The sequence below is a fragment of the Prevotella multiformis DSM 16608 genome (assembly GCF_000191065.1).
Lineage (GTDB): Bacteria > Bacteroidota > Bacteroidia > Bacteroidales > Bacteroidaceae > Prevotella > Prevotella multiformis.
Window position 1 is genome coordinate 1,202,198 of the sequence record NZ_GL872282.1, and the last position, 25,273, is coordinate 1,227,470.

At 54.4% G+C, this 25,273-nt stretch carries 18 protein-coding genes; 5 read left to right on the forward strand and 13 right to left on the reverse strand.

Going from position 1 to position 25,273, the window contains the following annotated elements:
• Positions 1–134: 134 nt before the first annotated feature.
• The 8 genes from HMPREF9141_RS04795 to HMPREF9141_RS04830 all read right to left on the reverse strand — a co-directional run bounded on the left by HMPREF9141_RS04795 (position 135) and on the right by HMPREF9141_RS04830 (position 14,514).
• The gene (locus HMPREF9141_RS04795; RefSeq protein ID WP_007367398.1) at positions 135–788 is read right to left on the reverse strand and encodes a carbohydrate-binding family 9-like protein; all 654 of its coding nucleotides are present in this window, start codon (positions 786–788) and stop codon (positions 135–137) included.
• Complete coding sequence (locus tag HMPREF9141_RS04800; RefSeq protein WP_007367399.1) at positions 785–1,876, reverse strand: phosphotransferase enzyme family protein; 1,092 nt, start codon at positions 1,874–1,876, stop codon at positions 785–787. Before HMPREF9141_RS04800 ends, HMPREF9141_RS04795 begins: the two co-directional genes overlap by 4 nt.
• Positions 1,877–1,975: 99 nt before the next feature.
• Positions 1,976–4,126: a GH92 family glycosyl hydrolase gene (locus HMPREF9141_RS04805; protein WP_050788040.1), complete on the reverse strand. Its 2,151-nt coding sequence runs from the start codon at positions 4,124–4,126 to the stop codon at positions 1,976–1,978.
• A 232-nt stretch (positions 4,127–4,358) separates the two neighbouring features.
• A complete protein-coding gene (locus tag HMPREF9141_RS04810; RefSeq protein WP_007367401.1) occupies positions 4,359–6,458 on the reverse strand; it encodes a glycoside hydrolase family 20 protein in 2,100 nt (699 codons plus the stop codon).
• Between the two features lie 52 nt (positions 6,459–6,510).
• Positions 6,511–8,766, reverse strand: coding sequence for a GH92 family glycosyl hydrolase (locus tag HMPREF9141_RS04815; RefSeq protein WP_007367402.1), 2,256 nt, complete (start codon positions 8,764–8,766; stop codon positions 6,511–6,513).
• 154 nt (positions 8,767–8,920) lie between these two features.
• Positions 8,921–9,895, reverse strand: a complete 975-nt coding sequence (locus HMPREF9141_RS04820; RefSeq protein ID WP_007367403.1) for a glycoside hydrolase family 130 protein — start codon at positions 9,893–9,895, stop codon at positions 8,921–8,923.
• Positions 9,896–10,193: 298 nt separating this feature from the next.
• Positions 10,194–11,423, reverse strand: coding sequence for a uracil-xanthine permease family protein (locus tag HMPREF9141_RS04825; protein ID WP_007367404.1), 1,230 nt, complete (start codon positions 11,421–11,423; stop codon positions 10,194–10,196).
• 802 nt (positions 11,424–12,225) lie between these two features.
• Entirely contained in the window at positions 12,226–14,514 is a 2,289-nt protein-coding gene (locus tag HMPREF9141_RS04830; protein ID WP_007367406.1) for an NADP-dependent malic enzyme, read from the reverse strand.
• Between the two features lie 121 nt (positions 14,515–14,635).
• Here HMPREF9141_RS04830 and HMPREF9141_RS04835 point away from each other — a divergent pair, with 121 nt between their 5' ends.
• The 3 genes from HMPREF9141_RS04835 (at position 14,636) to HMPREF9141_RS04845 (ending at position 18,612) form a co-directional block, all read left to right on the forward strand.
• On the forward strand, positions 14,636–15,283 hold the full coding sequence (locus HMPREF9141_RS04835; RefSeq protein ID WP_007367407.1) for a TetR/AcrR family transcriptional regulator: 648 nt from the start codon (positions 14,636–14,638) through the stop codon (positions 15,281–15,283).
• A gap of 320 nt (positions 15,284–15,603) precedes the next feature.
• Complete coding sequence (locus HMPREF9141_RS04840) at positions 15,604–17,007, forward strand: SGNH/GDSL hydrolase family protein (protein WP_007367408.1); 1,404 nt, start codon at positions 15,604–15,606, stop codon at positions 17,005–17,007.
• Positions 17,008–17,091: 84 nt separating this feature from the next.
• Positions 17,092–18,612, forward strand: a complete 1,521-nt coding sequence (locus HMPREF9141_RS04845; protein WP_370991936.1) for an MBOAT family O-acyltransferase — start codon at positions 17,092–17,094, stop codon at positions 18,610–18,612.
• 740 nt (positions 18,613–19,352) lie between these two features.
• Here HMPREF9141_RS04845 and HMPREF9141_RS04850 read toward each other — a convergent pair.
• From HMPREF9141_RS04850 to HMPREF9141_RS13565, 5 genes are all read right to left on the reverse strand, one after another.
• Entirely contained in the window at positions 19,353–20,168 is an 816-nt protein-coding gene (locus HMPREF9141_RS04850; protein WP_040554278.1) for an SGNH/GDSL hydrolase family protein, read from the reverse strand.
• 6 nt (positions 20,169–20,174) lie between these two features.
• A complete protein-coding gene (locus tag HMPREF9141_RS04855; protein ID WP_040554491.1) occupies positions 20,175–21,146 on the reverse strand; it encodes a transporter in 972 nt (323 codons plus the stop codon).
• 989 nt (positions 21,147–22,135) lie between these two features.
• Complete coding sequence (locus tag HMPREF9141_RS04860; protein WP_007367414.1) at positions 22,136–22,426, reverse strand: DciA family protein; 291 nt, start codon at positions 22,424–22,426, stop codon at positions 22,136–22,138.
• Between the two features lie 5 nt (positions 22,427–22,431).
• Positions 22,432–23,538, reverse strand: coding sequence for a DNA replication/repair protein RecF (gene recF, locus HMPREF9141_RS04865; protein ID WP_007367415.1), 1,107 nt, complete (start codon positions 23,536–23,538; stop codon positions 22,432–22,434).
• Positions 23,529–23,861 (reverse strand): hypothetical protein, encoded by a 333-nt coding sequence (locus HMPREF9141_RS13565; RefSeq protein WP_169309942.1) that lies wholly within the window; start codon positions 23,859–23,861, stop codon positions 23,529–23,531. Before HMPREF9141_RS13565 ends, recF begins: the two co-directional genes overlap by 10 nt.
• Between HMPREF9141_RS13565 and HMPREF9141_RS04870 the strand changes: the two genes are divergently transcribed.
• Together HMPREF9141_RS04870 and ribH are read left to right on the forward strand one after the other, a co-directional pair.
• Positions 23,834–24,508 carry a tetratricopeptide repeat protein gene (locus HMPREF9141_RS04870; RefSeq protein WP_007367417.1) on the forward strand — a complete coding sequence of 225 codons (675 nt, stop codon included), beginning with the start codon at positions 23,834–23,836 and terminating at the stop codon, positions 24,506–24,508. The genes HMPREF9141_RS13565 and HMPREF9141_RS04870 overlap by 28 nt on opposite strands.
• Positions 24,509–24,514: 6 nt before the next feature.
• On the forward strand, positions 24,515–24,991 hold the full coding sequence (gene ribH, locus HMPREF9141_RS04875; RefSeq protein WP_007367418.1) for a 6,7-dimethyl-8-ribityllumazine synthase: 477 nt from the start codon (positions 24,515–24,517) through the stop codon (positions 24,989–24,991).
• Positions 24,992–25,273: the final 282 nt, after the last annotated feature.

A 25,273-nucleotide genomic window follows, 5' to 3' on the forward strand; every position in this document is an offset into this window, starting at 1 on the left:
GGCTTTTTAGGGGGTAAGTCCGGGCAGTGTGTGCCTGTGTGTTGCTTTCGGAGGGGGATGGGAAGGCAGCTCTTTCCGCCGCTTGCTCCATCAGCAATTCCGGCTTCTGATGCAGGCAATATTCTGTGGATGGGCTACAGAAAAGTCACTTCGCCGAAGAACTCCGGACAATGGAAGTCGGGAGCGGGCAGGCTGATGGGATTCCATGAAAGGAAATGGGGCTGACGTGTCTTGTCGCCGCATTTATAGAAGTTGGCTCTTACCGTCTGTCCGGAGAGATTCTTCAGCGTATGACGGAAGAATGCGCTGACGGGCACGGCGAGCGCAAGCTCCCATGCCTGTCTTCCGTCTCTCGTTCCGAACGGTTCGCGTCCCAGGGAGGTCCAGCGGTCGATGTCCGCAAGTGTTCCGTGAGAGGCCGGTGTACGGTTCTCACGGCCCTTTCCGTTGCAGAGCAATACCGTCCCGATGCAGTTGGTCTCGAGGTTGTAATAGCCTCCTTCTGTATCCGGACAGCAGAAGAACTCGCAGCAGGAGTCTTCCCAGACAGGACCCAGGTCGGCCCCCGAAACGGCTCGTACGCAGTCTTCTTCTACCTTGTAATGCAGCAGGAGACAATCGCCCTTATGGGCAATGGCAAACTTTACATCCGGACAATATGGATAATCTGAAGGCCAGTCCACCGTGTCTATCCTGTGGTAAGCTACCCCGTTCTTCCTGAAAAGGGCCGGAATGTCAGCGGCCTTCACCTGCCGACAGTCCAGACGTACTGCTTCTATCCGTTTCATAGCTTCAAGGTTTTCTCGACAAACTCCGCCATCATCCGGTCGTGACGGCGTACGTCACGGTAGAGCAGGAGCTGGTTGCGTGAGCGGACAAGGTTGTGCTCGGGATATTTTATCTTGTAATAGATGTCGCCGTTGATGTAATCAGTCAGGAAACGGACACACTGCATATAAGGGAAGAGTGCCACGGCGTAAGGCAGATGGCCTGTCTCTACCGGTGTCAGGAAGCTGCCTGCCGAACCGAGATAGCCCTCGGTAAACGAACGGAAAATATCCTCTTTCAGACCTACCGACTGGTAGTCGTCGCTGTCTTCAGCCACCCGGTTGGCACCTGTACGCAGGAAGTCGCCGTAGTCGGAGAAGACGAAGCTCGGCATAACCGTGTCGAGGTCGATGACGCAGAGAACCTTTCCGTCGGCATCGAACAGCATATTGTTCACTTTCGTGTCACAGTGGCAGATGCGCTTGGGCAGTGTCCCCTTACGGTAGAGCCGTTCGGCAAGACACATTTCGTCGGCACTGCATTCCAGCTCGCCGAGGATGTCACGTACCGAGGCGACACGTCCCATCCTGTCTGCCTTCACAGCTTCCTGCAGCTGGCGCAGACGGAGTTCCATGTTGTGGAAGTCGGGGATTGTCTCACCCAAAGGCTCTTTCAAGTCTACCAGCATCTGCTCGAAGTTGCCGAAGGTCTCGCCACAGCAAAAGGCATTCTCCGGGTTCACTTCTTCCTTGGTGCAGGTATCAGGGATGAAGACGCTCATGCGCCAGTAGCGTCCGTTGCCGTCCTTGTAATAGGTCTTGCCAGCCGAAGTCTCTATGAAGCGCAGGCACTTGCGGTCGATGTCCTGCTCGCCCTGTGCCTCCAGCTTATGGCGTATATGTGCTGTCACCGTCTCGATGTTGTGCTGCAACAGGTCTACATCGGTGAAAACGGTGTCATTGATGCGCTGCAGGATGTAGTCGGGAGTGTCAGTCCCCACAGTGGTCACATGCAGCGTTTCGTTGATCAGTCCGTTTCCTATCGGACTGACGCTTTCGACAGCTCCTTCGATGCGGAACTGTGAGACGACATTGATGAAATCGAGCATGGTTTTATTAGGTTTTATTTGAAGATTGTTTGTTTTGAGGAAGGAGTCATAGGGGGCAAGAGTGTTAGAGAAGTTAACGCTCTTGACCCCTCCAGCCTCCTACGGTCTGTCTGCCGGTTTTACGCCGAACCGAGAAGGCTTGCTGCCCATCGTCAGCTCGAGCGTGCCGCCGCAGGCGATGTCCTTGAAGTCGATGTACGAGCGGGTATAGGGCTTGCCGTTCAGCCGGGCACGCTGGATATAGATGTTCTCCGGGCTGTTGTCATGCGCCACGACACGGAATGTCTTGCCGTTTCCCACGTTCACGGCAGCTTCGTCGAAGAGCGGCGATCCGATGATGTATCTTCCGCCGGCCGGCTCCACCTGATAGATTCCCAGTGCCGAAAGGATGTACCATGCCGACATCTGTCCTACGTCCTCATTGCCGCTCAGGCCGTCGAAGTTGTCGTGATACAGGTTCTTGAGCACATAGCGTATCTTCTCCGCACCTTTCCATGGCTGTCCCACATAGTTGTACATATATAATATATGGTGGCTCGGTTCATTGCCATGTGCATACTGGCCGATCAGCCCCGTGATGTCCGGCGAGGCATCAGCGCCCATGTCGCCATGGACGATGAAGAGGGAGTCGAGCTTTGAGACAAACGGCTTCTCACCGCCGAAGGCAGCGACAAGTCCGTGTACGTCATGCGGCACGAGCCATACATACTGCCAGGCATTGCCCTCGGTATAGTCGTCCTGGCGGTGGACGGTGCTGAACGGATCGAACGGTTCACGGAACTTCCCGTCCGAAGTCACACCCCGCATGAACTTCGTCTTCCGGTCAAAGTAGAAGTCACGGTACGACTGGCTGCGCTTGTGGAAATACTTGTAATCATCCGTTCTGCCCAGCTGCCTGGCGAGCTTTGCTATACAGGCGTCTGCCAGTGCATATTCCAGTCCCTTGGCAACCGTCTCACGTTCCGGGTCGAGGTCGCAGGGAATATATCCGTACTTTTTCAGCAGTCCCATGCCGCGTTCGTCACGCATGGCAGAAGCCTTGGCGGCTTCAAGCACTGCACGTTTGTCCACATCAAAGCCTTTCAGGGCAATGTCCACGAGGATGGGAATGCCCGGATTGCCCACCATGCAGTCTGTCTCGTTGCCCATCAGATGCCATACCGGTAGCTTGCCTTGCTCTTTGAAGATGTGCAGGAACGTCTGGGCAAGATCGCGCTGCATTTCCGGATGGATGATCGTCATCAGCGGGAAGGCGGCCCGATAAGTGTCCCAGAGTGAAAAGGTGGTATAGTCGGTAAAGTCGCCCTGGTGTGTCTTTCCGTCTGCCCCACGGTATTCGCCGTTGACGTCATTGAATACCGACGGTGCAATCATCGTATGGTAGAGTGCCGTATAGAATATGCGCTTTGCGTGTTCATCTTCCGTCTTGACGGCGATCTTGCCCAGTTCACGGTTCCATTCGGCTTTCGCCTGGGCAACAGCATTGCGGAAATCCCATCCGGGAAGCTCCTGCTGCAGGTTCTGCCGGGCGTTTTCTACACTCACAGCAGAGATGCCCACCTTTACAAGGAGGGGCCGTGCGGTGTCGTCAAGAGCATAGACGCCGATGGTGTCACGCTCGTTTTCCTGCAACCTGACAGGCTGCGAGAACTCTGCCACGAAATAGACACGCTGGTCCTTGGCCCATCCCGTAGACATACGGAAGCCGCTGATGGTTCTGTCCGACTCCTGCTTGAAGCTGCACGAGGTCATCCTGTCCCATCCGATACCTTGTGCGAGGTTCAGTACGACATACCCTTTCGCCGCATCAGCAGGGAAGGAATAACGGTGGAAAGCCACGCGCCGGGTCGCCGTCAGCTCCACGCGCACGCCGGAAGCCAGCATCACCGAGTAGTAGCCGGGGCTGACGTGCTCGGCACGATGGGCGAACTTCACCTCCCGCTGTACCGGGTCGGTGACCGGCAGCAGGGAGATGTCTCCCAGGTCGCCGATACCTGTTCCGCTGAGGTGCATCTGCCCGAATCCGATGACCGTCGAGTCGCTGTAATGATAGCCGGAACACCAGTCCCAGCCTTGCTTCTTCTGTGTAGGACCCGCCTGAATGTTTCCGAACGGAACATTGGCTCCGAGGAACACATGCCCGTGTCCGCCTGTTCCGATGAACGGGTCGACATACTGCGTGTAGTCCTGCGCAAAGGCGAAGAGAGCGGTGGCGGTAAGCGCCGCCAATGTTAAGAACCTTTTTCTCATATCTTGAATTGTTTTTAATCTCATTGTCTGATCCGTCAGCTGATGGGGCTGTTTCCCGTTCCCGGATGTCATGCCTTTTCGGCCGGCTGTCAGCTGTCTGTTGTCCCGGCACATGAAGCCTGTGGCTGTCCCGGCATCTGGGAATGCTGTTCCCAGCCGTTGGGAACAGCATTCCCAAGCGTTGGGAACGGGATTCCCGACCGGTTGGGAATATGACGGAAAGCTCCCCCGGTTATCCTTTCCCGCAGCTTCTGATGATTCTGTTGACAATCACCTCGTCGGTGAATATCCATGCGTCTTTCTCACGGGAGAGTGCCCTTACGCGTACATAGCGTCCCTTGGCGTTACCCTTCCACCGGTAAGGATAGACAAGATAGGCCTCTTTTGTCTTTACTCCCGGCTGTGCGGTGTCAATCGTTTTGTAGTTCTTCCCATCGTCGGAGACCATCAGCTCAACGGATGCCGGAGCATAGATTACCGCATCGTACTGGTGCATGAAGTCGACTTCCACGTCACGTATCTCTGTCAGCTTGCCCATATCGACGACGACATCCATGCCGGTACTGTCTATGAAGCCCTGCCAGCGTCCCTCAAGATAGCCCCAGTCGCCTCGCAGTCCGTTGGTCAGCGTGCTGTCGCCTTCCGCCCTGTATTTCTCTGCATAGCGTCCCAGGTAAGTGACGGGGCGGCCCATTGCTTCGTGTTGTGTTATGCTACGGCTTTCTATACGTGAACCCTTCTCCTTTGAGAGGTCAAAGGCATTATAGCCTGCACGCCTCAGTCGGTCGACATTCACAACTGCTCTCCGGCAGAAATTGTCGTAACCTGTGCGCTGCTTCGTCCATCCTGTCTCTGCCAGAGCCAACAGACGAGGATAGAGCATATACTCTAAATGGCCGGGCTCGGCGATGAATTCCGTCCAGACACAGGCCTGCACGCCATCCATATACTTCTCAAGATTGGTTCCTTTATACTTCGCTGGGATGGGCTCATAATTGTAGGTCTTATCCAAACGGGTATAACCTCCCTGTGCCTTCGGCTGTTCCATCGGATTGTCCTGATACATATTCAGATAATAGAACTGCTGCGGTGCCATCACTACATGGTGCTTGCTTGTTGCAGCCTCGATGCCTGCTTCAGTCCCACGCCATGACATCACGGCTGCGTTAGGAGCCAGTTTGCCTTCCATGATCTCGTCCCAACCGAGGAGCTTACGACCGTTACGGTTCAAGAACTGTTCCATACGATGGGTGAAATGGCTCTGCAACTCGGCTACATCCTTTAAGTGATTCTCCTTCATCATCCTCTGGCAGTCAGGACAAGTTTTCCATGTGCGACGCTCTGCCTCGTCTCCTCCGATGTGGATATACTTGGATGGGAAGAGTTCCATCACTTCTTTCAGCACGTTTTCCATGAACGTGTAGGTGGCTTCCTTTCCTACACAGAGGTCTGACTGTGTGTAGGGTTTGCCTGTACACGACAGTTCCGGATAGGCGAAGACCACCTCGTCACTGTGTCCGGGCATCTCAATCTCGGGGATGATTTCTATGTGCCGTGCTGCCGCATAGCGTACGATATCCTTGATGTCCTCTTGTGTGTAATAGCCACCGTATGCCCCCGGTGTTCCTGCCGGACAGTAACGGCGGTCCTTGTCCATCCACCAGCAGGTCCAGTCCGACTGTGTCCGGTAGGCCGTTTCGGCTGTCAGACGAGGGTACTGCTTCACCTCCATGCGCCAGCCGCCGCCGTCAGTGAGATGCCAGTGGAAACGGTCGAGCTTGAAATAAGCCATCGCATCCAGCTGTTTCTTGAGGAACTCCTTCGTCCAGAAGTGGCGGGAACAGTCGATCATCAGCCCCCGGTAAGCGAAACGAGGGGTGTCCTTGACTTTTACGCAGGCTATCTTCCCGTCTTTCTCCAGCTGACGGACGGTCTGCAGGCCGTAGAACAGTCCCGTAGGTGTCAATGACTGGATGGTAATTCCCTTAGGTGTCACCTCCAGCTCATAGCCTTGCAGGCGCACGCTGTCCATTGCCTGTGCAGCCTGTTGGGCTGTCCCCTTGCAAATCAAGCGAAAAACGGCTTGTTGGGAAGGGTTCTTCGCATAAGCCAAAGGATGGTTCATTACCTCAGAAGTGTACTGATTAAGCACCTTGAAGTCGCTGCCTGTAAGATTGGTCACGATCTTCAAGCCCTTATTCAGCTTGAATTGACCCCTCGAAAGACTGATATGCTCAGGTTGTGGGATGATGTTCTGAGCTGCAACAGGCATCGGAACGGCAGTTGACAGCAGCAGGAAGGCTGCACTCAAAAGGATATGTTTTCTCATCATATACGGTAAATGTCGTTTTTGTTTCTTAGGTTTGACAATGCTGTCGGGAGGCTTATTTCAGATAGAACTTCAATGTTCCGCCCTTCAACAGTTCGTCGTTCGTGATTCGGTACCGGCTCAGCGGCTTCCCGCCCAGTTCCATCTTCTGGATGATGACGGCCTCGGCAGAAGGGCGCGCGGTCTCTATGACAAGCTGGTCTTTTCCCCATTGCTCCTTGTCCAGGCGGATGGTCACCTTGTCGAAGACCGGCGATGTCAGCGTGTAAGACGGGTCGCCGGGACAGTCGGGATAGAACCCTATCATGTTGAATACCGCCCAGGCCGACATGGTTCCCGTGTCGTCGTTGCCGGGAATACCCTCCGGTGCATTCTTGAAGTACTCCTTCAAGAGCCTGCGGGTCAGCATCTGTGTGCGCCATTCTTCCCCCTTGAAATAGGAAAAGAGGTAAGGGTAGGCAATGTCAGGCTCATTCGCCGGGTCGTAATAACCCTTGTCGAACACGCTCTGGAGCTTGCTGACAAACGCTTTCCGTCCTCCCATGAGCCTTGCAAGTCCCGTCACGTCGTACGGAACATAGAACGTGTAGTTCCAGGCATTGCCTTCGTGGAAGCCGGGCGACGGCTCGAAGTTCTCTCCCTGACGTGGGTTGAAGGGCTTGTAGAAAGTCCCGTCGGGCATCAGAGGGCGCAACATGCCGTACTCCTTGCTGAAGTAATGGCGATAACCCAAAGCACGGTCGTGGAACAGGCGGGTGTCGTCTTTCTTTCCCAATGCCGCTGCCAGTCGTGAAAGGGCGTTGTCGGCAATGTAGTATTCGAGGGCATGGGAGACGGAGTTGTCGAACTGCTCGTGCAGGGCGACATATCCCTTCTCCATGTACTCATCATTATCCGGACGCAGAGGGTTGTCGCTTCCTTTCGTCAGAGCCGACTTGCGGAACGCCTCGTAAGCCCTGTTGATGTCGTAGCCGCGCAGTCCTTTCAGCCACGAGTCCGTGATGACAGGGATGGCCGGGTCGCCTTCCATCGTGTAAGTTTCTCTTCCGAAGAGTTCCCATTTCGGCATCCAGCCGTGTTCGTCGTACATGGAAATCATCGTGCGGATCATGTCGCGCTGCCGGTTCGGATAGACGAGTGTCAGCAGCTGATGCACGTTGCGGTAGGTGTCCCACAGCGAGAAGACCGTATATCGGTTCCCCTCCTTCACCGTGCAGATGTCGTTGCGCTCCATGGCAGGGTACTGTCCGTTGACATCCTGTAGTATGTTCGGGTGGATGAGTGTGTGATAAAGTGCGGTATAGAATATGGTCTGTTCCGTCTTCGTTCCTCCTTCGACGAGTATGCGGGACAGGTCGTCGTTCCATTTCGTGCGTGCTTCAGCACGGATGGCATCAAAGTCCTTGCCTCGCTGTTCGGCATCAAGGTTCTCACGGGCGTTCGCCATGCTCACGAACGATACACCCATCTGCACCTCCACCTGGTCGCCGGCCTCGGTATCGTAGTCCATCCATACGCCGATGTCATCGCCTGCGAGTTCCTTCTGGTAGGTCTTATAGAGTTTGTACTTGCCGTTGTCGGCGTCCCACTCCGCCTCTACGCCCGTCATCGGCCGCTGTTTCTTCCAATAGCCGGCTGCTGAAGGCTTCTTGCTGACACGCATCACGAAGTAGATGGGGAAGACAGCCTGCGGGTTGTAACAGAATGTTCCCTGCAGCTTCACGCCCTCCCATTCCGTGTCGCTCACCTTCTTTACCATTGCTCCCGTCTCGTTTGTCAGTCCCTCGCCGAGGTTCAGCAGGACGTGGCTCTCACCTTTCGGGAATGTGAAGCGGGCAACGGAACTGCGGAGAGTGGCCGTCACCTCCGTCGTCACATCGTATTTGACAAGGTGGTTGGAGTAATAGCCGGGCTGGGCAACCTCCTTGTCGTATGTACTGCCATACTCCTTGTAGTCTACGTTCAGCTTTCCGGTCGTAGGCATAAGCAGCAGTGAACCGACCTCCGGGCAGCCCACACCGCTCAGATTGACATGAGAATAACCTGTGAAAAAAACGTTGTGGTACTCGTAGGGTGTCGACCACCAGCGTGCATCCTTGTCGTATTTGTTCAGGTCGGAGCCCATCACGTTGAACGGCACTACCGACATCAGGCCGTTGGGGCACACCGCTCCAGGATTGGTCGTACCGAAGTTGGATGTGCCGATGAAAGGATTGACGAGGTCGACAGGCTCTTCTCTTTCCCTGCCTGCTGCCTCCAGTGAGAGGAAAGAAAGGGACATGAGAAGCCCAAGGAGAAAGTTATGTTTCATGTGAGATGATGAAGGGGAATGATGATTGGTGGGTAGTAAATGTCGGATGTCGGGGGACTGCTGATGGCGAGTGGGTGATGAAAGGCCGTGCATGGCATACACGCTGTAAGGACAGACAAAGACATCTGTCCCTACAGCGTGGGCAAGGCATTCTTTATAGAATGCTGTTGTTCTTCGTAAACGCTACGATCTCCTTGATGTACCCGAAGGCCATTCCGACAACCGTGTCAGCCGCACCGTAGTAAACGGCTACACGTTCGCCGTCCTGCAAGGCGGCACATGGGAAGACGACGTTGGGCACGTCGCCCTGCAGTTCATAGGTCGCTGCAGGTGCCAGAAGGTAAGGACGGGTACGATAGAGCACCTTTTCAGGATGGTCTTTGTCGAGAATGGCTGCCCCCATTGAATAGCGGAAGCCGTTGCAGGTGTTGATGACCCCATGATAAAAGAGCAGCCAGCCCTCATCCGTCAGGAAGGGGACAGAGCCGGCGCCGATCTTCGTACACTGCCATGCACTCTCTGGGAATGGCGTCACCTTCATGACACAACGATGTTCGCCCCAGTACTTCATGTCAGGACTGAAGCTGATGTAGATGTCACCGAAAGGTGTATGGCCATTGTCACTCGGACGGCTCAGCATGGCATACTTTCCGTTGATTTTCTCGGGGAAGAGCACGCCGTTGCGGTTGAATGGCAGAAAGGCATTCTCGCACTGATAGAACTTCTTGAAATCGAAGGTGTAGGCAATGCCGATGGTCGGACCGTGATAGCCGTTGCACCAGGTGATCCAGTAACGGTCATCAATCCATGTGACGCGCGGGTCATACTTATACTCTGACTCAATCATCTCGGTGTTGCCAGCCTCAAACTTGATAGGCTCGTGATTGATTTCCCAGTGGATGCCGTCCTTGCTGAAGCCGGCGAAGACGTTCATCTGCACCGCTTTGTTGTCGCAGCGGAACACACCTGCATAACCGTCTTCAAAAGGAACGACGGCACTGTTGAAGATACTGTTTGATGTCGGGATATGGTAACGGCCGATGATCGGGTTCTTCGAATAACGCCACATCACGTCCTTGCATCCCTCCGGGCGGTCTTCCCAGGGCAGAATATCTTTTAAACTTTTCATTGTAAATAGTTTTATGCTTTTAGTTCTGTAAACTTCGATACATAATAATTACAAGCAAAGTTAGTGTTTTACTTCAACAACAGGCAGGTTTTTATCATTCGTTAAGCTGGCAAAACGTTTCTTAACAGCCGTGGGGCGACATCCGTCCGGGCAGCTCCCCGGGCATGGCTTCCCCCGGCGTGCCATTGAACGGTATCGGCTGTGGATGCGTCGGGGGCATTCCCGTGATGGGCATGCCCCTGAGATGCTCCCGTCGGCGTAGCGGCGCCGTGCCTCTGTCTGCGCGCAGCTTGCAGCGTCAGGCTGCCTTCCCCGGATTCCGTGCAGGCTTCTCCTTTGCCGGCGGCAGAATCAGATTCAATATGACACCGATGGCAGCTGAAAGGCCGATGCCGCTGATAGAGAAACTTCTCCAGTGCAGTACGGCTCCTCCGATTCCCATGGTCAGGGTGATGGATATGATGATGATGTTGCGTGTGCGGTTGAAGTCGACCTTGTGCTGGATGAGGTTCTGGATGCCTACCGAGGCGATCGTGCCGAAAAGCAGCAGCATGATGCCGCCTAACACGGCGGAAGGGATGCTCTGCAGCAGCGCGCTCAGCTTCCCGATGACCGAGAAGACGATCGCTGTGAGCGCCGCAATGCGGATTACCTGCGGGTGGGTGACCTTCGTAATGCTCATGGCACCGGTCACCTCGCTGTACGTCGTCACGGGAGGACCGCCCAGCAGACAGGCCGCGAGGCAGGCCAGTCCGTCGCCCAGCATCGTGCGGTGCAGTCCCGGCGACTTCGTGAAATCCTTGTTTGCGACGGCGCTCACGACATATACGTCGCCCACGTGTTCTATCACGGGGGCGATTGCCACGGGAATCATGTAGAGGAAAGGTTCCCATGCGAATTGCGGCAGATGGAAGTGTGCCAGGGCCGGCGGCAGCGACAGCCACGGGGCCGCCTTTACCTGTGTGAAGTCGACGAGCCCCATGCCCACCGCCACGATATATCCGGCGATGATGCCGCAGATCACCGGTACCAGCTTCATCAGTCCCCGTCCCATGGAGAGAACCATTACGGCCACCGCCAGCGAGACGAAGGCCAGCAGCCAGTTTGTCTTCGCCATATTGACGGCCGACGTGGACAGGGACAGACCGATCAGGATGATCACAGGGCCGATGACGACCGGTGGGAAGAGCCGGTCGAGCAGTTTCTTTCCCTGCCACTTTATCAAGGCCGACATCACGAAGTAGACCAGCGCCACTCCGGCAATGCCTGCCAGTGTCCCCGGCATTCCCCAGTGTCTGGCGGCGGAGATGATCGGTGCTATGAAGGCAAAGGAAGAACCTAAAAAAATAGGAACTTTACCTTTCGTAACCAGATGAAAGATAAAAGTTCCTAAGCCTGCTGTGAATAATGCCGTTGCGGGGTCGAGCCCCACAAGCAGAGGGACGAGGACGGTGGAGCCGAAAGCCACGAAGAGGAATTGTATCCCCACGATCGTCTTCCGTGCCGGTGATAGATTTGTATTGCCCATGTATTGGTCGTTTGTATTGGTTTGTCTGGAAAGAACTTGAACAGATGATTCCGAGTGCAAAAGTATAAAAAAGATTGTGCATTGCGGATAAAACCGACGGGAAAAGTACACTTCCGCCGCGAAAAATTTTCGTCTGTATTGATGGGGGCTGCCGGACAGGTGCTTCTCACAGACAGGGAAAATCGTGTCTCGTCAGGGGGCTGTGACGTATCGGGGGGCACATGTGCAGGATGAAATATGTTGACAATTCGGACTTTTCTGGCGGCGGGTTTTCCTTGCAAAAACAGCTGTCTTGGACGGTACATGCGGCAGGCTGTTTCGCAACCGGGCACCGATTGCCTTCCAATTAACGCCTGATTGCAGTTCAATTAACGCCCGATAACGTCCCAATTAACGCCCGTTTGGAGTGCAACAGGACACCTCTTCGCCTGGTGTCCGTATATGCCTGGCCTTTAGTTGGTTGTGGATCCGTCTGAAAGTCTCTTTCCCAAATGGGGAGGCTGGCTTTGCCTTGTCCGTGGAAGAGGGCCGGAGGCGATGGGGGAGGAGGCTGTACGGTGATGAAATATCAGGACAGGATGAGCGCCTCCTAAGCTCCTCCGAAGGAGGGAGCGTGGCAGGTAAGGGTGTACCAATGGCGGGAGGCGATGGGGGAGGATGGACGATGGCGGGTGGAACAGGGCCGGGCGGGGAGCTTGCAAAAAAAACAGGAGGAAGGCAAAACTGTCTTCCTCCTGTCCGGGTATTGTCTCGGTCGTAGGCGGCCTGCCGGAATCGGCGGCCGCGGGCACAATGCCGTCAGCTACTTGTTTTTCTTCAGTTTCTCCACGTATGCGTCAATGGCAGCGATGGCTGTGATGTTCACGATGTCGCGTACCGAGCACTCGAAGTCGGTGAAGTGGATGGGTTTGTTCAGTCCCATCTGGATAGGCCCGATGACCTCCGTCTCCGGACTCAACGCCTGCAGGAGCTTGTAACCGCTGTTGGCTGAAGAGAGGTCGGGGAAGACAAGCGTATTGACATCCTTCCCCTTCAGGCGGCTGAACGGGTACTTCTCGTCCCGCAGCTGTCTGTTGAGTGCGAAGTTCACCTGCATCTCTCCGTCGATGGCCAGCTCCGGACATTCGTTCTGTAAGGTCTCCACGGCCGTGTGTACCTTCAGCGGAGAGCCCTCCTTGTCTGAGCCGAAGTTGGAGTAGGAGAGCATGGCGATGACCGGCTCGTCGTTGAAGAATCTTACGGAGTGGGCTGCCAGCCGGGCTACGTCGGCCAGCACGTCGCCGTCGGGATGGCGGTTGATCAGCGTGTCGGCGATATAGTACACACCCTTCTTGGTGTTCAGGATGTGCATGGTGCCGAAGTGCCTGTACTCCGGCCGGATGCCGATCACGTCCTTGGCCACCTTGATGGTATTGCTGTACTTCGTGTAGAGTCCCGTGATGAAGGCATCCGCGTCGCCGTTCTCGACCATGGACATGCCGAAGTAGTTGCGTTCGTACATCTTGTCGTATGCCTCCTCGAAGGTGTATCCCTCCCGTGCCCGCTTCTCTGCCAGATGCTTGGCGTAGGTGGCGCGGCGGCCCTGCTCCTTGTCGGCACGCATGTCGATGATCTCAATGTCCGATATGTCCAGTTTCAGCCGGTTGGCGACACGGTTCAACCGGTCGGGATTCCCCAGCAGGATCGGTACGCAGATGCCTTCCTGCTTTGCCTGTACGGCCGCTTTCATCATCGTCTGGTGACCACCCTCTGCAAAGACGATGCGCTGCGGATGGTGGGCTGCGGTGGCGTGGAGGGTGCGGGTCAGCTTGGTTTCCTGTCCCAGCAGCTGCCGGAGGTTCTGCTTGTAGGTCTCGAAGTCCTTGATCGGCGTGCGTGCCACGCCGCTCTCCATGGCGGCCTTGGCCACCGCCGCACTGACCTCGGTGATCAGCCGCGGGTCGACCGGTTTCGGAATGAAGTACTTCGGTCCGAAGGTGAGGTCGTTCACGCGATATACCTCGTTGACGACATCGGGCACGGCCTGCTTGGCAAGGTCGGCAATGGCTTTTACGGCGGCCATCTTCATCTTCTCGTTGATGGCTTTGGCATGGACATCCAGTGCGCCGCGGAAGATGTAGGGGAATCCGATGACGTTGTTGATCTGGTTGGGGTAGTCGGAACGGCCTGTCGACATGATGACGTCCGGCCGTGCGGCAACGGCGTCCTCGTAGGATATTTCCGGGACCGGATTGGCCAGTGCGAAGACGATCGGCTTCTCGTTCATCGAGCGGATCATGTCCTGCGAGAGGATGTTGCCCTTGGACAGTCCGACGAAAACGTCAGCCCCCTTGATGGCTTCCTCCAGCGTGTGGACGTCGCGGCGGTCGGTGGCGAAGAGCGCCTTCTGCGGCGTCAGCTTCTCCCGGTCAGAGGTGATGACCCCCTTGGAGTCGAGCATCAGGATGTTCTCCTTCTTCAGTCCCAGTGCCATGTACAGCTTGGTGCATGAGATGGCGGCGGCTCCAGCGCCGTTGACGACCAGGCGCACGTCGGCGATGTCCTTGCCCGCCACCTCCAGTGCGTTCTTCAGTCCGGCGGCCGAGATGATGGCCGTGCCGTGCTGGTCATCGTGCATGACCGGGATGTCGAGGGTCTTCTTCAGCCGCTCCTCAATGGCAAAGCACTCCGGCGCCTTGATGTCTTCGAGGTTGATGCCGCCGAAGGTCGGTGCGATCTTCTCGACGGCTTCGCAGAACTTGTCGGGATCCTGTTCGTTCACCTCAATGTCGAAGACATCGATGCCGCCGTAGATTTTGAACAGCAGTCCCTTGCCTTCCATGACCGGCTTGCCGCTCATGGCGCCGATATTTCCCAGCCCCAGAACGGCGGTACCGTTGCTGATGACGGCCACCAGGTTGCCTTTGTCGGTGTATTTATATACGTCGTCGGGGTTCTGCTGGATTTCCAGGCAGGGATAAGCCACACCGGGCGAATAAGCCAGACTGAGGTCAGTCTGGGTGCTGTAAGGTTTCGTCGGCTTTACTTCAATCTTGCCGGGACGACCGTTGTGATGGTATTCAAGAGCGGCCTCTTTTGTTACCTTGACCATAATTCTCTTCTGTATTTATGTATTGAGTATGTATGTTTGACCCACAAAGTTAATAAAATCCCTTCTAAAACAAACGGCATTATCAAAGTTTTTTGTAATTTTGCCGCAAAAACAGACATTGATGTATAATACTGCAACGGAAACCGCCTACCGGCGTGAACTCAAGGAGAAGATTCTCCGGGTGGCCACGGCTCTCTTCCACAGGTACGGAATCAGGCGGGTCAAGATGGACGACATTGCCAACGACCTGAAGATATCCAAGCGGACGCTCTACGAAATATACAGCAACAAAGAGAAGCTGCTGCTGGAGGTGATGCGGAATGACAAGCTGGTGGAAAGCCGACGGATGGAGGGGTTTGACAGACCGGGATCGAACGTCATCAATATCGTGATAGAGGTCTGCAAGTACCGTATCGAGGAGTTCAGTCAGATCAATCCCCTCTTCTTCGAAGATATCCACAAGTATCCGGAGCTGCTCGCACACGTCCGCAAACTGCATGAGCAGAGGGAATCGGATGTCCTCGCCTTCATGCAGCGGGGCATAGACGAGGGACTTTTCCTTCCCGATATCAATTACGGAATCGTCCGTACGCTGACGAACGCCTCACAGCAGGCGATCATGAATCTGTACCTTTATAAGAAATACGATGTGACGGAACTCGCACATGTGGCCATCCTGCTCTTTATCCGTGGCTTCTGTACGCCGGAAGGTGTCAGGCAGCTGGATGAACAGCTGGAATCCCTTGCCTGGATCAAATCCGGCAGATAGCCGGCCGGTGCGTGTGTATGTTCCTGTCCGGAGGGCTTGCATGGCGCACCTGCGATGTGAGGAAACTGCCCTTCTGGAAAGATTGGATAAGACAATAGGATAGTCCAGGCAAGTGGGTGTCTGCAACGGATTTCCCTACAGATCCGGGCGTTTCTTCCCGGTCAGTCCGCCATTCGGAAGAAAGCGCATGACGGACTTGCATGCCGGATAAAAGACCCGAAGCCGGGAAAGGCAGTCTGGGGAAACCGGAAAGACGGCTCCGGAAGGCAGAAAGACCGGAGGGTTCCGGCAGGACACCGACTTCATAGCATTAGATTAAGATGAAAGATAATATCTACCGAACCTTGCTGCTGACACTGTTGGTGGCATTGTTTCTTTTCCTGCTCCATTTCCTCCCGACCTTCAAGATAGACGGGACGGAACTGCGGGAAATTGACATTTTGAGCGACCTCGCCAGACAGAAGAAGGAACTCAAGGAAGTCATCCCTTCCCCCAAGGAGCCGTCGGCTTCGGTCGCTTACGACAAAGACGGGAAGGCGATCCGTTTCAGGGAAGTATGGCCCAAGGGCACGGAACGTATCGTAGACTATTCGGCCGGGAAGGGCGGCGGGCTCGACCATTTCTACAGCCAGCTCGACCGGCTGGCGCGGAAGGAGGCGGTCGGCCGTCCGGTGCGCATCGCCTATTTCGGCGACTCGTTCATAGAGGGAGATATTCTGCTTGCCGACCTGCGGGAGGATCTCCAGCGGTACTACGGCGGCTACGGGGTGGGCTGGATAGATGCCGGCAATGACCTCGACCAGTACAAGCATACGGTGGACAACAGGTTTTCGGGACTGACAGAACACATGGTGAAGAAGCCTGCGGGCTATGATGTCGGTCAGGCGGGCATGGCCGAGCGGTATTATACCATGGGCGGACAGGCCACGATGTCGTTCGCCCCTTTCGCCCTGACGCACGATTATCCGCATACGGAGAAATGGGCAAGCACCTGGCTCTATCTGCGCTCGAAAGGAGGGGCTGCCGTCAGCTTTGAACTGGACGGCGGGAAGAAAAGCACGCAGCACGTAAGTCCTTCGCCCGAAGTGCAGGCTGTGAAGATGGACGGTATTACGGCTCATGCCACGGTCAAGGTGAATGGTGCCGGCACCGTTCTTTTCGGCACATCGCAGGAAGGAAAGGAGGGAATCGTACTCGACAACTTCAGTATGCGGGGATCTTCGGGCATAACCCTGGCGAAACTTCCCGGGAAGATGCTGGCCGAGTTCGCCCGTGTCCGTCCTTATGACCTCATCGTCTTCCAGTTCGGTGTCAATGCCATCGACGCACAGACGACGCCGGAGCGGCTGAAGAAGTACATGGCCGACATGAAGCGGGTCGTGGAACTCTTCCGCAGGTGTTTCCCCGAGACGAGCATCCTCGTTGTCAGTACGCCCGACCGCGGGTCGAAGACTTCACCCGACGGCACCATGAAGGGAGTAGAGATGCTTGTGGGCTACCAGGAGCAGCTTGCGGCCGACTGCCGCGTGGGCTTCTACAATCTTTTCCAGGCCATGGGCGGCGCCGGGACGATGATGCGCATCGTTGACGAGCAGGACATGGGCACCAAGGACTATGTACACATCAATTACAAAGGGGGTAAATACGTCAGCCAGCGCATCTTCAAGTCTGTCGTGGCAGGACAGAAGAATTATACGCGCCGTGCAAAGCTGATGGAACAGTAGACGGCTTCGCGCATCCGGCGGCACGGCCGGAGCTGACAAACCCAATAAAGAACCAAGATGGAAACAAATGATATTTTCAGCCAGATGACGGCTCAACTTAAAGTCTTCCTGCAGAGCATGGCATCGTATGTCTCAGGCCTTGATTTCACAAAGGCGGCAGACATCCTGCTCTATAATCCGCGCGAACCGCTCCTCTTTTCGTCAGGTGCGTTCCTCTTCGTCTTCCTGATCTTTGTCACGGGCTATTGCTGTCTGCGCAGGAAGGTGGATGCAAGACTGCTCTTCGTGACGCTTTTCTCCTATTATTTCTTCTACAAAAGCAGCGGTTTCTACTTCCTGCTGCTGCTTGTCGTCACGGTAAGCGACTTCTGCCTTGCACGGAAAATCGCCGAAAGGAAACATCCTCGTCTGTGGCTGGCAGCCAGTCTGCTCATTGACCTCGGTCTGCTGGGCTACTTCAAGTACACCAACTTCTTTGCAGGGATGATCGCACAGATGGTCGGGAGCAACTTCCAGCCGTGGGACATCTTCCTGCCTGTCGGCATCAGTTTCTATACCTTCAAGACCATTTCCTATGTCGTGGATGTCTACCGGAAGAAGGTAGAACCGATGGAATCGCTCCTCGACTATGCTTTCTATGTCAGTTTCTTCCCGACCCTCCTGGCAGGCCCTATCACCCGTGCGACCGACTTCGGGCCGCAGATCCGCAAGCCCCTTCATGTCAGCCGTGAGATGTTCGCACAGGGCGTGTTCTTCATCCTCATCGGTCTCTTTAAGAAGGCGGTCATCTCCGACTATATCTCCCAGAACTTCGTCGATCGCATCTTCGACAACCCGACGCTCTTCTCCGGCGGGGAGGTGCTCCTCGGCCTTTACGGCTACTGCATACAGATCTACTGTGATTTCTCGGGCTATTCGGACATGGCGATCGGTATCTCCCTGCTGCTCGGATTCAAGATCCCGATGAACTTCAATGCGCCGCTCACCGCCGATTCCATGACCGACTTCTGGCGTCGCTGGCATATCTCGCTCTCTACATGGATCCGCGATTACGTTTACATCGCACTCGGAGGAAACCGGAAAGGGACGCTGCACATGTATCTCAACCAGATGGTGGCCATGACGGCCTGTGGCCTGTGGCACGGCGCGTCGCTCAACTTCGTCGTGTGGGGAGTGCTGCACGGTGCGCTGGTCTGCCTGCACAAGTTCTGGTCGCAGACCGTCATGAGGCACGACCGACATTATCATCCCGCCGGCATACGCCGTTTCGTCTCCGTGTTCATCACGTTCCACGTCCTCTGCTTTACATGGCTTTTCTTCCGCTGCAAGGACTTCGAGGGGGTGTGGGTCATGCTCAGGCAGATGTTCACGAAGTTCAACCCTGCCGTTCTTCCCGATGTCTTCGTGGCTTATAGATATGTTTTCCTGCTGATGGCCTTCGCCCTCCTGACGCACTGGATTCCCGCCTCCTGGCAGAACCGCTGTGTGCGCCTCCTGGAAAAAGGGGGTGTCGTGCTTTCTGCCGTTGCCGTCACGGTCGTCATATTTATCATCATGCAGGTGAAGAGCTCTGATATTCAGCCGTTCATTTATTTTCAGTTTTAGCTGTCCTCGGCCGCCGGAAAGCATCCGCTCCCTCCCTTTTTCTCTTGGGAGGGAGCGTTTCTCTTGGTTCTTCCGTCCAATGCGCCGATGCTTTTCGTATGGCTTTGACGGAAGAACCGGAGTGATTCATTCAAAAAAACATAGCAAGACCGTCAACTGTCTATCCTATCATCATCCTCCGATACAACAGCCTTTCCAATTTAATATGTTGAAAATACAGACAAGGTTTTGAAAAACCATTACATAATTTCAGACAAATCTTCTGCAAATATAAAAGACACGTGCAAAAAGCAGGTTCGTAAACTGCCGTAAATCAACAGGTTATCAAGTCGTTTGTAAAAGATGCCTGATTGGACTTCAAAAGGGCGTTGGTAACACGCTGAAAGAGCACCTGTTGCAAGTCAATCAGGCATCTGTTAGAAGCCAAAAGAGCATGTGTTGCTTTGCATTGCATGAAAACAGTTTACAAACACCGATGATGTGGGAATAGGTTGTTCGTAGAAGACGGAAAGACAGGCTGCCGGACAGGCATCGTGTCAATTCGCCTTTTCCGCATTTTATCTTATAGCTCATCCTCCTTTGCAAGACCATCCGATTTCGGACAGTCATATCATGCAAGTGCATAAGCCTTTATTTCCAATCTATGTATTTAACGGAAGAACCGGAAAAAGTCTCTTTCACCGTACGGTGCAGTACATCATCATCGACCGTTCCGATCCGGTGTGCCCCAAAGGCCGTCTCTATCTGCGTCCATGGTATCCCATCCCGTGCTTTTCATCATGGGTAAAGTGGGTGGTGAAGTCGGGTCTGTCCATCTCAATGGGGTTCGCATTCTTGTCAGGTTCGACCATCCACTGCACAATCTTGTCTACCCACAGTGCAGCACCCTGCCGTGTCGGATGGATCCCGTCTGTCCGCGAGGCAATGACCGAACTGCTGTCAAAGAAGTGTCCTGTCCCCGTACAGTCCCGGATGACATTGACGATCGTGCGGTCTTTCACCCTGTGCCAGGGCAGCGGTCCGACCCACACATACGGAATGTTGCCGATACGGCTTAGTATCGTCTGTATCGCCGTTTCACGTCTGCTGTAATCTTTGTATCCCAGATCATTGGTACCCAGACTGATGATAACATAGGTAGGATGGATCCGCTCTATCTGATACTGGAGGTCGGAAGCAATCGCCCAGTCGCGCGTCGTACTGCCATACCACACGACAGAGTGGAACTCAAATCCGTTCTTGACAGCGTAATCGTTGAAACGCACACCCAGACCGTCGGCCATCGAGTCGCCGACAAGCAAAACAATCTGGTTGCGGCTTTCGGTAATGTGTGCCACATGTGTGGAGGAGGATGGAAGAGGCGCGGGCATCATTTCCTCTGCCTCTTCCAGGGGCTGCTGCGATGCCGGCTGCACAGGCATTGCATCAGGTTCTGGCGAGTCTGTCGGACGGACAGGCTGACAGTCCGGCAATGCGCTGCTGCCAGTGTCCTGTGACCGCACCGACTGTACGGAAAGGATGAAAAAGAATACTATAAAATACTTTACTGCTTTCACAATTGTCTACTTTCTGTGTTGTCCGGCACGTCCATGCTGCCAGATCTCAACACTGTTGATGATATTCTGCCACAGGATGTAGCATCCCGGCCCCACTGACGAGAGCGGATTCAGGTAAGTATAAGCGATCCAAATGGCGAAGGCCGTATTCTTCTGCCCCAAGGCCTGACCGGCATTGACCGTGCTGTGGAAGAAATGTCCGACATATCTGCCCACGGCAAACTGAATCAGACAGAGCAGGAGAGCCAGAACCGCTATCAGCAGGAGGAAACCGGCCGTAACATCGGCATGTACGATGTTCTTCACCGTTGTCCCCGATACGATGAGCAGCGAGCATCCCCAAAGGTAATAGCTGAGGTCGTTCACATGGATCATCCACTGGTAGAAGCCGTGAAGAGCCTGCCAGTGCTTTGTGACATACGCCAGGAACATCGGTACGACCAGCACCATGCACACCTTGTACAGAATAAGCAGGAAGGCATTCCAGAACGCCATGCCTGCACAGGGGTCTATCAGGGGGAAACAGACCGGGATGAGCAGGGCGCAGATAAAGTTGGAGAGGAACGTATAGGTCGTCATCTCCTCGAGGTCGCCGCCTAACTTCTGTGTCACCACGGCTGCGGCAGAGGCACAGGGACCGATGATGCAGGTGAGAACGGCCTCGAACAGTATAAGCGTCCTGCCCGTGGCATGGATAACGAGGATCATACCGACAACGGCGGCGACGAACGCCACCTGGAAGATTCCGATCCAGAAATGCCACCCTACAGGGACGAGCTTGCGGAAGTCTACCTTGCAGAAAGTGACATACAGGACAAGGAACATAAACAGCGGCAATGCCTCATTGAGGAACGGAGCAAAGAATCCCCCGGCACCATCCAACGCCGGAGTCAAGGCAAAGACAAGGTACGTCAACGCTCCCGTGCCTATCGACACCGGCAATGTCCAATCCTTTATAAACTGAATGATCCTACTCATCTGGCTTCTTAACCAAGCTGCGTCTCCCTCCTGTGATTCAGAGACCGGCTGCAAAGGTACGAAAAAAGACTGGAAATCAAGCTGAAACCTCCGTGCATTCTCCCATTCCGCCAGACTTGTCCGAATACTGTGATGATGGCCGTCGGACGGACTGCCCCCGTGGAAGCCGTTCATTCCCTCCTGCATATGGATGAGCATGAGCGGAACGAACAACGCTCCCCTGCATGATGTACTGATGCCCGACACCGATTGTGTTGTCGGCAAAAACCGATCGTGTTGTCGGCGAATACCGATCATGCTGATGGCTCACACGCCTGCCGTCTGATACCCGGGATGGAAACAGCCTGTCGTGAAAGCCGGAAGCCAACGAACTTTGTCTGACAAGGGGGCGGCCGGCCTTTCCCAAAACAATGAGGGATCGCCGGTCGAAAAGAAGGGACACATGGACATCCATGGCCTTCCGTTTTTACGGGACAGTAATATATTGTAACGACCTTCTCATTGCAAAGCTGACAGGCACATACGGAAAAGCACGACAGGAATCCTGTCGTGCCTCAAACTATTTCTTTCGTATGAAAAGTCCGTTCCATGCTTGATTTTTGGTTCGCGCCTCACGGCGTTCCCCAATCATCTTGCATCTTTGTTATCCTTTATGCAATCTTCTTTGCTACCTTGAACTAATAACCTAATGTCTGTTATCTGAACAATCTCTTTTGTTCTACCTTAAACTAAATAACTAAAAACCTAAATCTATTACTACTAACCTAAACAATCTATTTATTTGTCTTTTGACGGTGCAAAGGTACGATTGTTTGCGCACACATCAAAATTATCCAGCACAAATTACAATTATTTTAATATTTATTGACCTGCGTCAATACTTATTGTCAGAAAACAGGGGCCATGCGAAAGAGCTGCAACAGTTTTTCACCATCCGGCCGACCGTCTGTCCGAGTGTCCGCCTCCGGGAGGCGGACGCAAGACGGAAGTCAGTAGAACCGGACTTCCGTAATGACCATGGAGCCGACGGCCGCATTCAGTTTCTTCACCAATTCCGACTGCATCATGCAGAGGTCTGCACGCAAGGCAGGGTTCTGTATCTTCACGAACAAGGTCTGGTTCCTGATAAACTTCCCCTGCGTGTACCGTGCCACGGCAGCTCCCGCCACGGTGTCCCAGGCATCGACAAGCCGTTTCTGCAGCAGAGGGGCTTCCAGTCCGCCCTGTCTCAGAAACTGATTGAGCACGTCTCCCAACGGCTGCACTTTCCGTCTGAACATGATCCTCAGTCCTCCCGCTGATTAATTTCTCCGTTTTCGACAGAGAACAGTTTGTAATCAAATCCACTCCCCTGCAGAATCCGGTCCAGATGATCCCGGTTGGTATCGGTAATGAATATCTGGCCGAAGTCATCGCCCGAGACAAGCCGCACGATCTGTTCCACCCTGCTGCTGTCGAGCTTGTCGAAGATGTCGTCAAGCAGCAGCAGCGGCGTATTGTTGCCGGATGTGCGGTGCAGGAAATCAAACTGTGCGAGCTTCAGAGCCAGTACGTAGGTCTTGTTCTGTCCCTGACTCCCCTCGCGTTTCATCGGATAGCCTCCGAGCTTCATCACCAGGTCGTCCTTGTGCGTGCCGTGCAGGGAGAACCCCATGATGCGGTCTTTGGTGCGGTCGCGCTGTATCACGTCCAGCAGACTGCCCCGCTGACAATGCGAGACATACTCGAGCGAGACCTGCTCCCGGTTGCAGCAGATGGTCTGATAGATGCGCTGGAAGACCGGTGTAAGCTCCTGTACAAAGGCTTTCCGCTTCCGGTAGAGCGTCTCTCCATGCTCGGCCATCTGCATTTCGAGCAGTTCCATAAGCGTCGGGTCGGGCTCTCCCTCCTGCTTCAGCAGGCTGTTGCGCTGCTGCAGAGCCTTGTTGTAACGGCCGAGAGCTTCTATATAAGGTGTGTCATATTGCGAAATGACGACATCCATCAGCCTCCGCCTCTCCTCGCTGCCCCCCTCGATCAGTGCGGCGTCAGCAGGCGATACGAATATCAGCGGCACCTTTCCGATATGCTGGGACAGCCGTTTATACTCCTTTCTGTTCCACTTAAAGTGCTTCTTCGTGCCGCGTTTCATCCCGCAGTACACCTGCCCCTGCTCACCGGCATCCGTGGTGTAGTCCCCCTCCAGCACGAAATAATCCGAATCATGGCGTATCACCTCGGAATCCTTGGGATTGAAGGCGCTCTTGCAGAAAGAAAGATAATAGACCGCATCCAGCAGGTTGGTCTTTCCCTCTCCGTTCCGACCGATGAAACAGTTGAGCCTGGCAGACAGATTCAATGTGGCCGCCTGTATGTTCTTGTAGTTTATGATGGATAATTTGTCTAATTGCATCGTCTTTGATTTTGAGGAATAAGAAAAAGACCGCAGCTGGCCGCTGTCGCCGTTCCTCCGGAGCGTGAGACCAGCAGCGGCGGGACGGCACCGGCAAGGGACGGCACACCGCCGGTTCCCGGACGGCCGATTGCCGGACAGCCCTTTCCCGACCCCTGCAAAGATAGTTCATTTCCACCCAATAAAAGAAAAAAGTCGTTGATAAATTTCAATATATGCGACTTTTTCACTAATTTTGTCGCGCTATAATGCACGCCCCGCAGCTTAGATAAAAATAAATACATCAATAATAAAAATGGCAAAAAAACAAGAACAGGGTACATACGAAGAAACCCTTAACCATTCGGAAGCCGTCTTCTTGAAATACAAGAAGCAGCTCCTTATCGCTGTCGCAGCGCTCATCGTTGTCGTGGCAGGTGTCATCCTTTACAGGAACTTCATCTCAGCGCCGCGCGAGGCGGAGGCCAGTACAGAGCTGGCAAAGAGCCAGATGCTCTTCAACGGACAGCAGTACGACCAGGCGCTCACCGGTTTCCAGAAGGTACAGAGCGACTACAGCAGCACAGCTGCCGGCAACCTTGCCAACCTCTATGTGGCACTCTGCTACGCCCATCAGGCCAAGCCGGACTGGGCAAAGGCACTGGAGAACGCCGAGAAGTTCAGCACGTCCGACGACGAGATGATCAGCCCGGCATCCCAGATGGCACTCGGCGACATCTATGCCAACAACAACCAGAACGACAAGGCGGTCGACTGTTTCAAGAAGGCTGCCAAGATGGCCGATGCGGAGGCTGCCGACGACACCAACCTCAGCATCGCACCGCTGGCACTGCGCAAGGCGGGCATTCTCCTCGAGAGTGAGGGAAAGAAGGCCGATGCGCTCGAGATCTATAAGGAGATCAAGAAGAAGTATGTCAACTCTCCTGTCTATCAGGATATTGACAAATACATTGAGCGTGCCTCCAACTAAACCGTCATGGCAACAGAACTTCATCACTTATCCGACTACGATGCACAGAGCGTACCTGACGCGAGCAACATGTGCTTTGGCATCGTCGTAGCCGAGTGGAATCCGGAAATCACCGATGCTCTCCTTGACGGGGCCGTCAAGACACTTGAGAAGCATGGCACTCTCCCGGAGAACATCCACATCAAGACGGTTCCCGGCAGCTTCGAGCTGATCTACGGAGCGCAGCAGATGACCAAGAACGACGGATTCGATGCCGTCATCATCCTCGGAAGCGTCATCCGGGGAGAGACTCCTCACTTCGACTATATCTGCGAGGGGGTCACCTACGGCATTGCGCATCTCAACGCCACACAGAATATCCCCGTCATCTACGGGCTGCTCACCACGGACGACTTGCAGCAGGCAAAGGACCGCAGTGGCGGAAGGCTCGGAAACAAGGGGGACGAATGTGCAATTGACGCCATCAAAATGGCTAAGTTCTAAGATCAAGGATGGAAAGACAGAAGGCAGCAGAGACGGAATCATCCGTTTTCTGCTGCCTTTTTTGATTCTTCTGTCAAGTGCATAGATTGGAAATAGAAGAAAGGCCTATGCACTTGCAGGGCATGACTGTCCGAAAGCAGATGATCTTGCAAAGGAGGATAAACTGAAAGATAAAATACAGGAAAGGCAGATAGAAACGATGTCTGACCATCAGCCTGTCTTTCTGTCTTCTACGAACAACCTATTCTCACATCATCGGTGTTTGTAAACTGTTTTCATGCA

What these genes read in the sequence shown, in the direction of transcription:
- recF (WP_007367415.1), bottom strand. Translation starts at nt 23,538, where the DNA reads ATGCAATTAGACAAATTATCCATCATAAACTACAAGAACATACAGGCG.
- HMPREF9141_RS04800 (WP_007367399.1), bottom strand. Translation starts at nt 1,876, where the DNA reads ATGCTCGATTTCATCAATGTCGTCTCACAGTTCCGCATCGAAGGAGCT.
- HMPREF9141_RS04840 (WP_007367408.1), top strand. Translation starts at nt 15,604, where the DNA reads ATGAAAGATAATATCTACCGAACCTTGCTGCTGACACTGTTGGTGGCA.
- HMPREF9141_RS04860 (WP_007367414.1), bottom strand. Translation starts at nt 22,426, where the DNA reads ATGTTCAGACGGAAAGTGCAGCCGTTGGGAGACGTGCTCAATCAGTTT.
- HMPREF9141_RS04835 (WP_007367407.1), top strand. Translation starts at nt 14,636, where the DNA reads ATGTATAATACTGCAACGGAAACCGCCTACCGGCGTGAACTCAAGGAG.
- HMPREF9141_RS04795 (WP_007367398.1), bottom strand. Translation starts at nt 788, where the DNA reads ATGAAACGGATAGAAGCAGTACGTCTGGACTGTCGGCAGGTGAAGGCC.
- HMPREF9141_RS04845 (WP_370991936.1), top strand. Translation starts at nt 17,092, where the DNA reads ATGACGGCTCAACTTAAAGTCTTCCTGCAGAGCATGGCATCGTATGTC.
- HMPREF9141_RS04805 (WP_050788040.1), bottom strand. Translation starts at nt 4,126, where the DNA reads ATGAGAAAAAGGTTCTTAACATTGGCGGCGCTTACCGCCACCGCTCTC.
- HMPREF9141_RS04810 (WP_007367401.1), bottom strand. Translation starts at nt 6,458, where the DNA reads ATGATGAGAAAACATATCCTTTTGAGTGCAGCCTTCCTGCTGCTGTCA.
- HMPREF9141_RS04820 (WP_007367403.1), bottom strand. Translation starts at nt 9,895, where the DNA reads ATGAAAAGTTTAAAAGATATTCTGCCCTGGGAAGACCGCCCGGAGGGA.
- HMPREF9141_RS04830 (WP_007367406.1), bottom strand. Translation starts at nt 14,514, where the DNA reads ATGGTCAAGGTAACAAAAGAGGCCGCTCTTGAATACCATCACAACGGT.
- HMPREF9141_RS04825 (WP_007367404.1), bottom strand. Translation starts at nt 11,423, where the DNA reads ATGGGCAATACAAATCTATCACCGGCACGGAAGACGATCGTGGGGATA.
- HMPREF9141_RS04855 (WP_040554491.1), bottom strand. Translation starts at nt 21,146, where the DNA reads ATGAGTAGGATCATTCAGTTTATAAAGGATTGGACATTGCCGGTGTCG.
- HMPREF9141_RS13565 (WP_169309942.1), bottom strand. Translation starts at nt 23,861, where the DNA reads ATGTACCCTGTTCTTGTTTTTTTGCCATTTTTATTATTGATGTATTTA.
- HMPREF9141_RS04870 (WP_007367417.1), top strand. Translation starts at nt 23,834, where the DNA reads ATGGCAAAAAAACAAGAACAGGGTACATACGAAGAAACCCTTAACCAT.
- HMPREF9141_RS04815 (WP_007367402.1), bottom strand. Translation starts at nt 8,766, where the DNA reads ATGAAACATAACTTTCTCCTTGGGCTTCTCATGTCCCTTTCTTTCCTC.
- ribH (WP_007367418.1), top strand. Translation starts at nt 24,515, where the DNA reads ATGGCAACAGAACTTCATCACTTATCCGACTACGATGCACAGAGCGTA.